Here is a 13,571-nt window from a genome sequence, read left to right on the forward strand (position 1 = left end):
GGCACGCCGGCCGGTGCGGCGACCGACGGTCACCTGGTGTAACAGTCTTCTTATGATCTGTAGACGAAATGATCGTCAGAGCGACGTGCGCGGTTCGCGTGGCCTCAGGATCCGCACCGCCGCGGTGACCCTGGTCGCCGCGACCGCACTCGGGGCGACCGGCGAAGCGGTGGCCGCGCCCTCGACGCCCCTGCGCACCGACTGGGACGCCATCGCCGCGTGCGAGTCCAGCGGCAACTGGCAGGCGAACACCGGCAACGGCTACTACGGCGGCCTGCAGTTCGCACGGTCCAGCTGGATCGCCGCCGGCGGCCTCAAGTACGCCCCGCGCGCGGACCTCGCCACCCGCGCCGAGCAGATCGCCGTGGCGGAACGCCTCGCCCGTCTGCAGGGGATGTCCGCCTGGGGCTGCGCCTGACGGCGGCCTCCGGGCCGCCCTGTCCGCGCCGGGTTGACCGGGGTAGCCCGTAGGTGTGCACTTGTCGCCGGTCACGCCGCGTCCCGTTTCCCCCGAGCCGTGCACGGGCAGTCCCCGGCGGGGGAGCCGAGCGGCGGCCCCGGACGTCGCGTACGCCGATACGCCCGGGGCCGCCCTCGCCCGTCACGGTCGGGTCAGCTGCCGGAAACGCGGCGGCCCGAGTAGGCCGACCAACGGCCCTCGCGCCGGGCCACCGTGATGTCCCGTCCGAAGCAGGACGTCAGCAGGGAGCCGGTCAGGACCTCGTCCACCGCACCCCGGGACAGGATCCGGCCCTCGCGCAGCAGCAGGGCGTGGCTGACGGCCGGGGACAGCTCCTCCAGATGGTGTGTGACCGTGACGGTGGCCAGCCGCGGCCTCCCCTCGGCCAGTTGGTGCATCGCCTCGACGAGGTCCTCGCGGGAGGGCAGGTCCAGGGCGTTGAACGGCTCGTCCAGGAGCAGCAGGGCCGGATCGGCCATCAGCGCCCGGGCGATCAGGACCCGCGCCCGCTGCCCGCCCGAGCAGACCCCGTACGGCCGGTCGGCCAGCTCCTTGACGCCGAGTTCGGTCAGCAGGTCGCGGGCCCGCAGCCGGACCTCCTCGTCGTACGTCCGCCACAGAGGCTGCACGGTGCCGCTGTGGCCGGTGAGCACGACCGCGTGGGCGGAGAGGTCCTGCGGCACCCGCTGGGCGGAGTTGACGTGGCCGATGCGCGCCCGCAGTTCACGGACGTCCACCCGGCCGAGTCGGCTGCCGAGCACCTCGACCGTGCCCGTGGTGGGGTGCATGAGCGCGCCGAGCAGCCGCAGCAGGGTGGTCTTTCCGGCGCCGTTGGCCCCCAGCAGTGCCCAGTGCTCGCCCGGCCGGACCGTCCAGTCCACGCCGTCGAGGATCAGCTGGTCCGGCGTGAAGCGGCGCACGCTCACGTCCTGGAGCCGGAGCACGGCCGCCTCGTCCGCGTCGGCCTGGTAGCGGGCTGTCTGGGCGGTCATGCCGTGACTCCTTCACGCGCGGGGCACCTCTCGGTCACCGCGAACACTAGATGTACTCACCACGCGCCTGCCCCGGCCGTCCGCTTCCTGGACGGTGGGCCGCGGCACCCACGGCGGCACTCACAGCGGCACTCAGGGCGCGGATGAGTCCTCGTACTCATCCGCGGTGCCGGGCACGGCTCCTATCGTGGCGCCGTCGGTGGGACACGGAGGGGGAGTCATGGGGCGTCGGGGCACTGCGCGGGGGAGTGGACGGCGGCGGACGGGGCGCGTCGGTGGTGGCCTCCTGGCCCTGCTGGTGGGGCTGCTCGCCACCGGCTGCGCGGCGTTCGACACCGAGGACGACGTGCGGCGGGCCCAGGAGCTGGCCGAGGAGTCGTACCCCGGGCAGCTCGAGGTCGTCGACGCCCGGATCCTGTTCCCGGAGACCACCGGTTCGGAGGTCACCCTGTCGGTCCACGACGACCCGGACGCGGCCGTCAGGTTCCGGGTGGACGGGGACAAGGACCGCTGCGACGGCGGCTCGGACTGCCCGGACGCCCTTCGCAAGGCGGTGGACCGGGCCCGGCGGGAGGCCGGACACCTGCGCGCGATGCGCACCGCCTTCGACGGCTGCGGGCAGCCGCTCCTGGCCACGGACGAGAAGCTCTCGGCCCCCTGGATCGCGGCACGGTTGACCGATCGGACGGTGGACGACGTGCTGGCCCGCGTCGGCGCCTGCGTGCAGCGCTGGGTCACCGCACGCGCGGAGCGGGATCCCGGTGTGGCGCCGAAGTGGGTCACCGTCAACCTCGTGGCCCCGGGCGCGGCGGCGGACCTCCCGGCGGCGAGGAGCACGTTGCCCGCCGTCCTGCGGTTCGCCCATGGTCCCCGGCTCGCCGCCCTGGCGCGCGATCCGTACTACGTGGCCGCCTACCCGGTCGGCCGGGACGCGGACCGGACCGTCGACGCCGCCTCGGCCGGCCTGCGGATCGTCTCGCCCTTCGAGGAGCGGCAGGCCTTCTCCCGGCGGATCGACGCGTCGGTCCTGCCCGCGCTGCGGGCGACACACCCGGATGCGGTGACCAGCGGCGGGGCGGGAACGGGGGTGTGGCGGCTGGAGCCGGGGACCGTCCGCCGCATGCGCGGGTACGTGCTGTTCTGCGAACGGCCGCCCGCGGACGGCAAACGCTGCCTCGGGGACCTGGCGGCGCTGGTGACCTCGGACCCGCAGGGCCGCGACGCCGAGGTCGTCGAAGTCCTCACGGACATCCGCGACGAGCGCGGGGTCCTGCGCCTGCCTCCGCAGTGACGGAGACGGGCGCAGGACCGGTGCCGGAGGGCGGGAGGGGTCAGACGCCCGCCACCGACTGGATCCAGGAGCGGTAGGCGGTCACATTGGTGTACGCGGTGGTGCTCTGCCGGTCGCTGGTCGAGGCGACGCCCACCTGGACACCGCCGGCCATCATCGGACCGCCGGAGTCGCCGCCCGCGGTGATGCCGTCGACCGGGCGCGCGCATATCGCCTGACCGTAATAGGCGTCGTAGCAGCCCCGGGTGACGCTCACGTTGGCGACCTTGAGGTACTGGGACTGGCAGTTGATCTCCGAGCCGCACCGGGAGGTCGCTCCCCAGCCGTAGACCTGCACGGTCTGGCCGACCCGCACCGTACCCGGCTGCCCGAGCCGTGCGTAGGAGGCGGAGACGGAACGGTCGAGCCGGACCAGCGCGAGGTCGGCCGAAGGGCTGGTGACGGTCTGGACGCCGTTCGCCACCGTGCCGCCGGAGCCCTGGTCGAGGCTGCCGATCCGGAAGGACAGGTTGCCGCCGCCGACGCAGTGCTTGGCGGTGAGGATCCAGGTGGGGGAGATGATGGTCGAGGTGCAGGTCTGGGCGCCGCCCGAGAACAGCCGGGCCGCCCAGGGGGCGTTCTGCGCGTAGCCGCCGCCGATGATCGGCTGGGGGCCGCCGTCCCCGGGACGGGGCTCCACCGCCGAGGCGCTCGGGGAGAGCGCGAGGGCGGACAGCAGCGCGGCCACGAGGGCGGCCAGCAGGGTGGGGACGAGTCTCGTTGTTCGCAAGGCTCCTCGATTCCGACGACACGCGCGTGGGCGCGTGCTGATGTGTGGGGGCGCCCACAGCATGTCGGGCCCGGACCCCGGCCGGGCAGTCCCGGCTTCGCATAACGCGGCGTTATGCCCGGGGGCGGTGGCCGGGGGGGGTGCGGTGGCGTCCGAGGGGCCGGAGAGTACCTAGCGGAGCAGGAGTTGCACGAGGGCCACCGTGCCGACCGTCACGACCAGTATCCGCAGGACCGTGGGGCTGAAGTGGCGGCCCACCTTGGCGCCGACGTAACCGCCGAGGCCCGAGCCGACCGCGAGGAGCCCGACGGCGGTCCATTCGAAGTCGGCGGCGAAGAGGAAGAAGAGCGCGGCCACGGTGTTGACGACGGCGGAGAGGACGTTCTTGACGCCGTTGAGCCGTTGCAGGGGTTCGTCCAGGAGCATGCCCATCAGGGACAGGTAGATGATCCCCTGGGCCGCGGTGAAGTAGCCGCCGTAGACGCTGGCCAGCGTCAGGCCGGTGAAGAGCAGCGGACCGCCGTCCCGGCGGGGGGAGGTGCCGGTGCGGGCCCGGCGGCGCTGGACCAGCCTGCCGATCTGCGGCTGGAACGCCACCAGCAGCAGCGCGAGGCCGACCAGGACCGGCACGATCGTCTCGAAGGCGTCGGCGGGCAGCGTCAGCAGGAGGGTGGCGCCCGCGAGGCCGCCGAGGAGCGCTCCGGAGCCGAACTTCAGGACGCGCCCGCGCTGGCCGCGCAGTTCCTTGCGGTAGCCGATGGCCCCGCTGATGGAGCCGGGGATCAGGCCGAGCGCGTTGGAGACGGTGGCGGTGACCGGCGGCAGCCCCGTGGCCAGCAGCACGGGAAAGGTGATGAGCGTTCCGGAGCCCACGACGCTGTTGATGGCGCCGGCCCCGACGCCGGCCGTGAACACCGCGGCCATGGCCTCCGGCGTCACCCCGTGCCACCCAGGGGGTGTCGTTTGGATCTTGCCGGGGCCGCGGGGTGCCACGAGGCACCGTTGCCTGGAGCCGGCCTGATCCAAACGTCACCCCCTGGAGCCGGACCCGTGGGCGGCCGGAAGGTGTCTTGTGCATCTTTCACGGGGCCGACTGTACCCATCGCTCCGGACCGCGTGTTTGCCGGTCTCAACCGGTCTTGCCTGGGCACTTCTTGACGTTAATTCACCTGATCATGCGGTGATACGATCACCGCGTTTGCGGAGCGGGCGGATGGGTGAAAAACGGCATCCCCGACATGAGGGGCAGCCCGGGCAGCTACTCCCGGCGCGGGCACTCCACCGGGCCGCCCGCACGGACGGGAATTCAGCAAGCCGGCTGTCAGTCGCCTGAAGAGAGTCTTATGACGGAATACACAGGGAACCCCTTGCTCTGGGTCGCCCTCGTCGCCCTCGTCGCCGCCGCCGTGCTCGTCAGCCGCCAGCGCAAGGCGGCACGGGCGTTGCGGCAGCAGGTCCAGGGGCTCAGGGATCACTACACCGAGCTGGAGAACGATTACGGGAAGTCCGTACAGGCCGCCCAGGAGCGGGCCGAGGACGAGACGAAAACCGTGCTGAAGTCCGCGATGCGGACGCTTCAGGGCCTCGCGGCCGAACAGCAGCTGGTGCTCTCCCGGCTGCAGAACAAGTACGGCGACTCCGCCCTCCTCCAGGACCTGCTGGAGATCGACCACACCAACTCGCAGTTCGGCCGACGGGCGCAGTCCATCGCCGTACTGTGCGACGGCTGGCTCGGCGGACGGCGCGACACCGCCTCGGTCTACGACGTGGTGCGCAGCGCCCAGGGGCGCATCCGCCACTTCCGCCGGGTCGACATCCTCTCCCAGGTCGACTTCGGCATCACCAGCCGGGCCGTCGAACCCGTCGCCCTGGCCCTGGCCGAGCTGCTCGACAACGCCACCAGCTACTCCAGCCCGGACACCGTTGTCGAGATCAACATCCGGACCGTGCCCAAGGGCATCTGCATCGTGGTCGACGACGCCGGTGTCGGTATGAGCGACGAGGAGCGGGCCCGCGCCGACAAGCTGCTCGCCACCGAGCGCGCCTCGGGCGTGGCGGGGCTCGGCAACCCGCCGCAGTTCGGCTTCGCCGTCATCGGCCTGCTGTGCGAACGATTCGGGTTCGAGGTGTCGGTGGACTCCTCCTCTCCCTACGGAGGTGTACGGGCGGTGGTCCTGCTGCCGCACGAACTGCTCACCGCCATGCCGGAGAGGAAGGCACCCGCCCCCGCCGCCCCCGCGGCCCGCGGCGCGACGCGGCCGGTCCCGGACGGCGGACCGGAGACCGCGCTCACCTCCTCCCAGACCGGCGACGGCCTGCCCCGGCGCCGCCGCAAGCGGCCGATGGCCATCGTGCCCGGCAGCGCGTCCACCCCCCGCGCCGCGGGCCGCTCCGACTCCGAGCAGGCGCAGGTCATGGGCGCGTTCCAGCGCGGAACGCAGTCCGGCCGGGTCACCGGACCGGACAGCCCGGACGACGCCGGCCGGACGAGCGACACACCTGGTGCAAGCAGCGAAGGACATGAGGTCTCGTGAACGACGATCTGTCATGGATGCTCGACAGCGCCCTGGAGATTCCGGGCGCCCTGCACGCGGTCCTGATATCCGCCGACGGCCTCTTGATGGCCCGGACGCAGGACTTCGACAAGGACGACGCCGACCGGGTCGCGGCCGCCATGAGCGGTGTGCAGTCGCTCAGCCGCACCCTGGCCTTCTTCTGTGAGGACCCCAGCCAGTCCTGGCGGCAGACCCTGGTCGAGTTCGACGGCGGCTGGGTCTTCCTGATCTCCGCCGGCGAGGGCGCCTACCTCGGTGTGTCCGCCTCCCCGGAGGTCGACATGGCGGACATCACCTTCCGGATGCAGCAGCTCGTCGCCCAGCTCGGCAAGCGGCTGACGACACCGCCGCGCGAGAACCTGGGCGCCCGCTCATGACCGGCCACGACGGCTGGCAGCCCGAGGCGCCCGAATTAGTGCGGCCGTACGTCATCACCAAGGGCCGCGGCCTGCCCGACGAGGACGACCTCTCCCTCATCACCCTGGTCACCGCCTCCGCCGGCCAGCCGCAGCGGCCGGCCCGGCTGTCCCCCGAGGAGCAGAGCCTGCTCGACCTCTGCTCCGCCGGCTACCTCTCGGTCGCCGAGATCGCCGGACACACCCACTTCCCGCTGGGCGTCGTACGGATCCTGCTGGCCTCCCTGATGGAGGGCGGGCACCTCATGACCCGCCCGCCGGTGGCCCGCGCCCGCCTCGCGGACAAGGAGATACTGGAGGAGGTGCTCAATGGGCTCCGCGCCAAGTTTGGATGAGCGGGACTACGTCCGCGAGGGAGCGACCCAGACGGCGGTCAAGATCCTCGTCGTCGGGCACTTCGCGGTGGGCAAGACCACCCTCATCGGCTCCATCTCCGAGATCGAGCCGCTGTCCACCGAGGAGACGATGACGCAGGCCGCCGAGTCGGTCGACGACCTCAAGGGGGTCCAGGGCAAGACCACCACCACGGTCGCCATGGACTTCGGCCGCCTGACCATCAGCGACCGCGTCGTGCTCTATCTCTTCGGCACCCCCGGCCAGCAGCGCTTCGTGCAGATGTGGGAGGACATGGCCCGCGGCGCGCTCGGCGCCCTGGTGCTGGTCGACCCGGAGCGGCTGGCGGACTCCTTCCCCGTGATCGACCTCATCGAGCACTACGGACTCGACTACGCCATCGCCGTCAACCACTTCGACGGCGCGCCGCTGCGCGACGAACGGGCGCTGCGCGAGGCGCTCGACCTGCTCGACGACACCCCCGTCGTCACCTGCGACGCCCGCGACGAGAAGTCCTCGGCCGCCGCACTGACCACCCTCGTCCGCTACTTGCTGGACCGCACCCGCTAGGAGCTGGGAGCAGACATGAACGCCCACGACACCGCCCCGGTGCCGCCGCCCGGCTGCCCGGCCCACGGCTCCGGCGCCCGGGTGCCGCTGCACGGGCCGGAGTTCGCCGCCGACCCGCAGGCGTACTACGAGTACCTGCGCCACTACGGGGCCGCGGCCCCCGTCGAACTGGCCCCGGGCGTCGAGGCGACCCTGGTCACGGACTACGCGGCGGCGCTCCAACTGCTGCAGGACTCCGGCACCTTCCGCAAGGACGCGCGCCGCTGGCGGGCCTTCAACGAGGGCAGGATCAGCCCGGACAGCCCGGTCGCGCCGCTGCTGGCCTACCGGCCCAACTGCATGTTCGCCGACGGAGCCGACCACCTCAGGCTGCGCCAGGCGGTCACCGACAGCATGGCGCGGGTGGACACCCGGCGCCTGAGCCGCAGCACCGAGCAGATCTCCGGCTACCTCGTCTCCCAGTTCGGCGCCCGCGGTTCCGCCGACCTGCTCGGGGACTACGCCAAGCAGCTGCCGCTGTTCGTCTTCAACGAGCTCTTCGGCTGCCCGGCGGACATCGGCGACCGGGTGCTGTTCGGCATCACCGGCATGTTCGACGGCGTCAACGCCGAGAAGGCCACCGCGGTGCTCTTCCAGGCGGTGGGCGAACTCGTCGCGCTCAAGCGGCGCAAGCCCGGTGACGACGTCACCTCCTGGCTGATGCAGCACGAGGCCCGGCTCGACGACGAGGAGATGGTCCACCAGCTCGCCCTGCTCCTCGGCGCGGGCGCCGAACCCCTGCGCAACCTCCTCGGCAACACCCTGCACCGACTCCTCACCCACGAGCGGTACGCCCGTGAGGGCGGTCTGATCGACGAGGCGCTCGACGACACGCTGTGGGAGAACCCGCCCATGGCGAACTACGCCCCGCACTACCCGGCCGCCGACACCGAACTGGCCGGCCAGCAGCTTCAGGCGGGCGACCTCGTGCTGGTCAGCTTCGCCGCGGCCAACACCGGGCCCGCCCTCAAGGCCTCCCGCCAGGCGGGCAGCAACCGCGCGCACCTCGCCTGGAGCGCGGGCCCGCACGCCTGCCCGTCCAAGGAGCCCGCCCGGCACATCACGGTCACGGCCGTCGAGCACCTGCTCAACGAGCTGCCGGACGTCGAACTCGCCGTGCCCGAGGACAGCCTGACGTGGCGTCCGGGCCCCTTCAACCGGGCCCTGGCCACGCTTCCGGCGCGCTTCACCCCGGTGCGCCCCGCCCGGCGGGCCGAGCCGGGACCGGCAACCGCGGGCGAGCGGGAACCGGCGGCGAGCCAGGCCTCTACGGCCGAACGCGGCGGCATGTGGAGCCAGTTCCTCAACTGGCTCACACGGTGATCTGCGCAACACCTCCCCAACCCGCACCATTTGCATGAAGATCGAACGGCACGGGTAGTGAGCAACGCGGTACTCAAGTTGCTTACGAGTCAAAGGAGGTGTCGTGGACCACATATCCACGAACGCCGCTTTCCCGGCGCCGGACCCCCTGATACCCGCCTCCCGAGGCGGGTATCGCTCTGTGCGGCTCCGGCCGGGGACGGGCCGGTGACCGCCGCACCGAGGAGCACGGACCCGCGGGGCACACCCACCCTCGGCTCTCTCACCGGCGGCCAGTTGCGAAGACTGGGCGCGGTGGCGGGCCTGTCCCGGGCCGACGTCGAGACCTACGCAGGGGTCCTGACCGACGCACTGGGCCCGGTGGCCGAGCGGCCCCTGAGCCTCGCACCGCCCACCCGGACCTTCCTGTCCGACGACCACACCCCGGTGGAGTTCTCACTCTCCTTCCGGCCGGACGCACAACCCTCCATGCGGCTCCTCGTGGAACCGGGCTGCGGCGCAGACAGCCTGGTTCGCAACGGCCGCAAGGGACTCGAGGCGATCCGGGCCATGGCGCGGCGCTGGGACTTCGCCACCGACGTCCTCGACGAACTCCGTGACCTCTTCCTGCCGCCCGTCCCGCGGGGCCCCCTCGCCCTGTGGTGCGCGCTGGAGCTGAGGCCCGGCGGGGTGCCCAGGGTCAAGGTCTATCTGAACCCGGCGGCGGGCGGGGAGGAACGTTCCGCCACGACGGTGCGCGAGGCCCTGCACCGGCTCGGCCACCGGCAGGCCTTCGACGGCCTGCCGCAGGGCAGCGGATACCCGTTCCTCGCCCTGGACCTCGGCGACTGGGCTCAACCCCGGGTGAAGGTCTACGTGCGGCACGACAACCTCACGGCCGGGCAGGCCGGGCGCCTGTCCCGGATGGACGCGGGCCCCGGGCCCGCGGCGGTCGAGGGCTTCTTCCGCGCGGCCGCGGGCCTCGGCCCCGACGCGAGGGGGCTCGGCAGGCGGCCCGGCCTGTCCTGCCACTCCTTCACCGACACGGGCACCGTGCGGCCGAGCGGATTCACCCTGCACATCCCGGTCAGGGACTACGTCCCGCACGACGGGGAGGCCCTGGCCCGGGCGTCGAGAGTGCTGCGCCACCACGGCATGGACGCCTCCGTCCTCGACCGCGCCCTGGCCGCCCTCACCGAGCGGCGGCCCGAGGACGGGCGGGGTCTGATCGCCTACCTGGCGCTGGCCCACGAGCGGGACCAGCCGCCCCGGGTGACGGTGTACCTCTCCTCGGAGGCGTACGCGGTGCGGCCGCCGGTCGTGGAGACGGTCCGCCGACCGGTGCCGGTGTCCTGACCGGACCGTCCGCACACGACAGGGCTCCCGGCGCGATCCGCCGGGAGCCCTGTCATGGCCGGGCCCTTGTCATGGCCGGGGCGCCCGGCACCGTCGCGGCCGGTGCGGCGGCGCCCGGCGGCACACTCACACGGGCAGCGACTCCCGGAACTCGGCGAGGTACGGGCCCACGTCGACCTGGATCGAGGCGCCTTCGGTCCGGCCGTAGCGCTGGACGATGCCGGTGAGATACGTGCCGATCTCCTCGCGCATCTCCTCGGCCGGGGGCAGTGCGGCGGCGCCGCCGATCAGGCGGGCCACCCACTCCGCCTGGGCCTCCACCAGCCGGGTGATGGCGCCCACGGGCCGTACCAGTCCGACGAAGTACAGACCGGGCCGGTCCGCCGGGGCGACCCGTCGGTACAGCTCGACCGATCCGTCGGCGGCCACCGGGCAGCCGGGGGGCAGGAAGGGGAAGGTCATGTGGAAACCGGTGCAGTAGACGACCGCGTCGGCGGTCTCGGAGCTGCCGTCCGCGAAGACGACCCGGTCGCCCTCGAAGGAGGCGATCGCGGGCTTGGGGGTCACCGCCCCGTGCCGGATCCGGCTGAGGATCTCGTCCGAGAGGGTCGTCGCGGAGGAGAAGACCGGGTGGTCGGGCTCTGGCAGGCCGTAGTCCGACAGACGGCCGCGCGCCACCAGCAGCGCCTGCTCCACCCACTGGCGCCGCTCGGCGAAGGACATCTCGTTCCACCAGGGGGCCTCGGCGATCTCGTCGACCGACATCCCGAAGAGCTGCTTGGGCACGATGTGCAGCCCCCGGCGCACCGACAGCAGGGTCCGCTCCGCGTGCCGCGAGAGGTCCGCGGCGATGTCCACCGCGGAGGCGCCGAGGCCCACCACGACGACGCGGCGGCCGGCGAAGTCGGCGCCGTCGCGGTAGTCGAGGGAGTGAAGAATCGTTCCGGCAAAGGACTCCGCGCCGCCCGGAAGGGGGTCGGGCAGGGCCGGGTCGGTGTGGTGTCCGGAGGCGACGACCACCCGCTCGAACCGGCGCGAACTCCGCACGCCCTCCGCGTCCCTGCTGACGACGGTCCACATGCCGTCCGCGTCCTGGCGGACGGACACCACCTCGGTCCGCAGCTCGACGTGGCCGAGCAGGCCCGCCCACTCGGCGAAGGACCGCAGATAGGCGGCGACCTGACCGTGCCGGGGGTAGAGCGGGTACGAGGACGGCATCGGGAAGTCCGCGTAACCGGTCAGCTGCTTGGCGGTGTTCAGATGCAGGGACTGATAGCCCGGACCCCGCTCACCGGCCCCCGGCTGACGCCAGAGCCCGCCGACGTCGGGTGCCCTCTCCAGGCAGACGAAGGAGATGCCGCGCTCCTTCAGGGCATGGCCCATCGCCAGCCCCGACAGGCCTGCACCGATCACACACACACGCACGGGATGTCCCCCCAGGATGTACTCAACCTCCCCCGATCATGCCTTTACTGCCCATCCGTTTCTTCCCGCACACCGGCACGACCGGCGAACGGACGTGTCCGTGCTCACGTTTCAGGCGCCCCGCAGGTCCCACACCCGGCGGATCTTGCCGAGCGAGCGCTCCAGGGTCTCCGGCTCGACGACCTCCACCTCCACGGTCACGCCCACCCCGTCCTTGACGCCCTGGGCGATCGCCCTCGCGGCGGCCTCGCGCTGCTCGGCAGCCGCGTCGGGCCGGGCCTCGACCCGCACCGTCATGTGGTCCATGCGGCCGCGTTCGGTGAGCCGGATCTGGAAGTGAGGGGCGACGCCCGGCGTGCGCAGCACGATCTCCTCGACCTGGGTGGGGAAGACGTTCACCCCGCGCAGGATGATCATGTCGTCGCAGCGGCCGGTGACCTTCTGCATCCTGCGGAACGCGGGGCGTGCGGTGCCCGGCAGCAGGCGGGTCAGGTCGCGCGTGCGGTAACGGATCACCGGGAGCGCCTCCTTGGTCAGGGAGGTGAAGACGATCTCGCCCTCCTCGCCCTCGGGCAGCACGGCGTCCGTGAGCGGGTCCACGACCTCGGGGTAGAAGTGGTCCTCCCAGATGTGCAGCCCGTCCTTGGTCTCGACGCACTCCTGTGCCACGCCGGGGCCGATCACCTCGGACAGGCCGTAGATGTCGACGGCGTGGATGTCCATGCGCTCCTCGATCTCGCGCCGCATCTCCTCGGTCCACGGCTCGGCGCCGAAGATGCCGACCTTGAGGGAGCTGGTGCGCGGATCGACGCCCTGGCGCTCGAACTCGTCGAGCAGGGTGAGCATGTAGGACGGGGTGACCATGATGATCTCGGGCCGGAAGTCCTGGATGATCTGCACCTGACGCGCCGTCATGCCGCCGGAGGCGGGGATCACCGTGCAGCCGGCCCGCTCGGCGCCGTAGTGGGCGCCGAGACCGCCGGTGAACAGGCCGTAGCCGTAGGAGATGTGCACCTTGTGGCCGGGGCGGCCGCCCGCGGCGCGGATCGAACGGGCTATCACGTCCGCCCACATGGACAGGTCGTTCTCCGTGTACCCGACGACGGTGGCGCGGCCGGTGGTGCCGCTGGAGGCGTGCACGCGCCGCACGTCGGCCATCGGGACGGCGAACATGCCGAAGGGGTAGGTGTCCCGCAGGTCCGCCTTGGTGGTGAAGGGGAACCTGGACAGGTCGGCCGGGCTGCGGCAGTCGTCGGGGGTCACTCCGGCGGCGTCGAACTTCTTGCGGTACAGCTCCACGTTGTCGTAGGCGTGCCGCAGGGTCGCGCGCAGGCGGTCGAGCTGGAGCTCCCGGAGCTGCTCGCGGGACAGACGCTCGGCGTCGTCCAGCAGGTCGTGGGGGAGGGGCTCGCCCGGTCGGGGTGCCGGGGCCGCCCCGGTCGTCGGCTCGCTGCTCATCGCGACTCCTTCGTCGTCGTCCCCGGCGTCTGGCGCGCCGTGTCCTGCCGCGCGTCGCGGCTGCCTCCGTCGTCCCGCGGACTCCGGTCGCGCCGGTCGTCCCGCACGCTGCGGCTGCGCCCCCGGAACTCCGCGACCACCTCGTCGCCGCGCCGCACGCTCACGTCGTAGATCCCGCTGCGTCCGTACCGGGCCCGCTCCTCGGCGCGGGCCTCGAGCACGTCGCCCTCGCGGGCCGGGGCGACGAAGACGATGTCGGCGCCGGCCGCCACGGTCACCGGGCCGTGGCTGTTGCAGGCGCAGGCGAAGGCGGTGTCGGCCAGCAGGAACAGGAATCCGCCGTGGGCGATCCGGTGTCCGTTCACCATCGCCGGAGTCACGGTCATGCGGACCAGTGCGGTCCCCTCCCCGTGCTCCACCAGCTCGATCCCGAGCCCCCGGGAGGCCTCGTCCGCGGAGAACATCGCCTCCGTCGGCGTCTGCTCAGTGGCCTGCGACACCGTATCCACCACCTTGTCTCCCGACCGACCATTCGGTTAGCGCGCGGCAAGGCCAAGTAATCCAGCCACGCGGTGGCGCTGTCAAGAGTGTGACCGGCGAGGTCC

Annotated in this window: 14 protein-coding genes; 8 read left to right on the forward strand and 6 right to left on the reverse strand. The window is 72.4% G+C overall.

Going from position 1 to position 13,571, the window contains the following annotated elements; all coding sequences use genetic code 11:
• The first annotated feature begins 52 nt into the window (after window positions 1-52).
• Window positions 53-418, forward strand: coding sequence for a resuscitation-promoting factor protein RpfE (gene rpfE, locus ACZ7MF_RS13030; protein ID WP_471476563.1), 366 nt, complete (start codon window positions 53-55; stop codon window positions 416-418).
• A 194-nt stretch (window positions 419-612) separates the two neighbouring features.
• Here the strand turns inward: rpfE and ACZ7MF_RS13035 are convergent, their stop codons facing one another.
• Complete coding sequence (locus tag ACZ7MF_RS13035; protein WP_471476565.1) at window positions 613-1,452, reverse strand: ABC transporter ATP-binding protein; 840 nt, start codon at window positions 1,450-1,452, stop codon at window positions 613-615.
• 220 nt (window positions 1,453-1,672) lie between these two features.
• Here ACZ7MF_RS13035 and ACZ7MF_RS13040 point away from each other — a divergent pair, with 220 nt between their 5' ends.
• Window positions 1,673-2,743, forward strand: a complete 1,071-nt coding sequence (locus ACZ7MF_RS13040) for an SCO7460 family lipoprotein (RefSeq protein ID WP_471476567.1) — start codon at window positions 1,673-1,675, stop codon at window positions 2,741-2,743.
• 40 nt (window positions 2,744-2,783) lie between these two features.
• On the opposite strand, the gene ACZ7MF_RS13045 is transcribed toward ACZ7MF_RS13040, so the two are convergent.
• Together ACZ7MF_RS13045 and ACZ7MF_RS13050 are read right to left on the reverse strand one after the other, a co-directional pair.
• Entirely contained in the window at window positions 2,784-3,512 is a 729-nt protein-coding gene (locus ACZ7MF_RS13045) for a S1 family peptidase (RefSeq protein ID WP_471476569.1), read from the reverse strand.
• A 171-nt stretch (window positions 3,513-3,683) separates the two neighbouring features.
• On the reverse strand, window positions 3,684-4,436 hold the full coding sequence (locus ACZ7MF_RS13050) for a sulfite exporter TauE/SafE family protein (RefSeq protein ID WP_471477228.1): 753 nt from the start codon (window positions 4,434-4,436) through the stop codon (window positions 3,684-3,686).
• A 419-nt stretch (window positions 4,437-4,855) separates the two neighbouring features.
• Between ACZ7MF_RS13050 and ACZ7MF_RS13055 the strand changes: the two genes are divergently transcribed.
• From ACZ7MF_RS13055 to ACZ7MF_RS13080, 6 genes are all read left to right on the forward strand, one after another.
• Window positions 4,856-6,046: a sensor histidine kinase gene (locus ACZ7MF_RS13055; protein WP_471476571.1), complete on the forward strand. Its 1,191-nt coding sequence runs from the start codon at window positions 4,856-4,858 to the stop codon at window positions 6,044-6,046.
• Window positions 6,043-6,444 (forward strand): roadblock/LC7 domain-containing protein, encoded by a 402-nt coding sequence (locus ACZ7MF_RS13060; protein ID WP_109032225.1) that lies wholly within the window; start codon window positions 6,043-6,045, stop codon window positions 6,442-6,444. The genes ACZ7MF_RS13055 and ACZ7MF_RS13060 overlap by 4 nt, the downstream gene beginning before the upstream one ends.
• On the forward strand, window positions 6,441-6,818 hold the full coding sequence (locus tag ACZ7MF_RS13065) for a DUF742 domain-containing protein (RefSeq protein ID WP_076977695.1): 378 nt from the start codon (window positions 6,441-6,443) through the stop codon (window positions 6,816-6,818). The genes ACZ7MF_RS13060 and ACZ7MF_RS13065 overlap by 4 nt, the downstream gene beginning before the upstream one ends.
• A complete protein-coding gene (locus ACZ7MF_RS13070) occupies window positions 6,793-7,386 on the forward strand; it encodes a GTP-binding protein (RefSeq protein WP_115745775.1) in 594 nt (197 codons plus the stop codon). The genes ACZ7MF_RS13065 and ACZ7MF_RS13070 overlap by 26 nt, the downstream gene beginning before the upstream one ends.
• Before the next feature lie 15 nt (window positions 7,387-7,401).
• On the forward strand, window positions 7,402-8,748 hold the full coding sequence (locus ACZ7MF_RS13075) for a cytochrome P450 (protein ID WP_471476574.1): 1,347 nt from the start codon (window positions 7,402-7,404) through the stop codon (window positions 8,746-8,748).
• Window positions 8,749-8,955: 207 nt separating this feature from the next.
• Window positions 8,956-10,083 carry a tryptophan dimethylallyltransferase family protein gene (locus ACZ7MF_RS13080; protein WP_471476576.1) on the forward strand — a complete coding sequence of 376 codons (1,128 nt, stop codon included), beginning with the start codon at window positions 8,956-8,958 and terminating at the stop codon, window positions 10,081-10,083.
• Window positions 10,084-10,209: 126 nt separating this feature from the next.
• On the opposite strand, the gene ACZ7MF_RS13085 is transcribed toward ACZ7MF_RS13080, so the two are convergent.
• The 3 genes from ACZ7MF_RS13085 to paaI all read right to left on the reverse strand — a co-directional run bounded on the left by ACZ7MF_RS13085 (window position 10,210) and on the right by paaI (window position 13,478).
• On the reverse strand, window positions 10,210-11,508 hold the full coding sequence (locus ACZ7MF_RS13085) for a flavin-containing monooxygenase (RefSeq protein ID WP_471476578.1): 1,299 nt from the start codon (window positions 11,506-11,508) through the stop codon (window positions 10,210-10,212).
• Window positions 11,509-11,619: 111 nt separating this feature from the next.
• Window positions 11,620-12,966, reverse strand: coding sequence for a phenylacetate--CoA ligase PaaK (paaK, locus tag ACZ7MF_RS13090; RefSeq protein ID WP_471476580.1), 1,347 nt, complete (start codon window positions 12,964-12,966; stop codon window positions 11,620-11,622).
• Window positions 12,963-13,478: a hydroxyphenylacetyl-CoA thioesterase PaaI gene (gene paaI, locus ACZ7MF_RS13095; RefSeq protein WP_471476582.1), complete on the reverse strand. Its 516-nt coding sequence runs from the start codon at window positions 13,476-13,478 to the stop codon at window positions 12,963-12,965. Before paaI ends, paaK begins: the two co-directional genes overlap by 4 nt.
• Between the last annotated feature and the right edge of the window lie 93 nt (window positions 13,479-13,571).

This window comes from Streptomyces sp. NPDC111628, assembly GCF_055635195.1.

What these genes read in the sequence shown, in the direction of transcription:
- rpfE (WP_471476563.1), top strand. Translation starts at nt 53, where the DNA reads ATGATCTGTAGACGAAATGATCGTCAGAGCGACGTGCGCGGTTCGCGT.
- ACZ7MF_RS13035 (WP_471476565.1), bottom strand. Translation starts at nt 1,452, where the DNA reads ATGACCGCCCAGACAGCCCGCTACCAGGCCGACGCGGACGAGGCGGCC.
- ACZ7MF_RS13040 (WP_471476567.1), top strand. Translation starts at nt 1,673, where the DNA reads ATGGGGCGTCGGGGCACTGCGCGGGGGAGTGGACGGCGGCGGACGGGG.
- ACZ7MF_RS13050 (WP_471477228.1), bottom strand. Translation starts at nt 4,436, where the DNA reads ATGGCCGCGGTGTTCACGGCCGGCGTCGGGGCCGGCGCCATCAACAGC.
- ACZ7MF_RS13055 (WP_471476571.1), top strand. Translation starts at nt 4,856, where the DNA reads ATGACGGAATACACAGGGAACCCCTTGCTCTGGGTCGCCCTCGTCGCC.
- ACZ7MF_RS13065 (WP_076977695.1), top strand. Translation starts at nt 6,441, where the DNA reads ATGACCGGCCACGACGGCTGGCAGCCCGAGGCGCCCGAATTAGTGCGG.
- ACZ7MF_RS13070 (WP_115745775.1), top strand. Translation starts at nt 6,793, where the DNA reads ATGGGCTCCGCGCCAAGTTTGGATGAGCGGGACTACGTCCGCGAGGGA.
- ACZ7MF_RS13075 (WP_471476574.1), top strand. Translation starts at nt 7,402, where the DNA reads ATGAACGCCCACGACACCGCCCCGGTGCCGCCGCCCGGCTGCCCGGCC.
- paaK (WP_471476580.1), bottom strand. Translation starts at nt 12,966, where the DNA reads ATGAGCAGCGAGCCGACGACCGGGGCGGCCCCGGCACCCCGACCGGGC.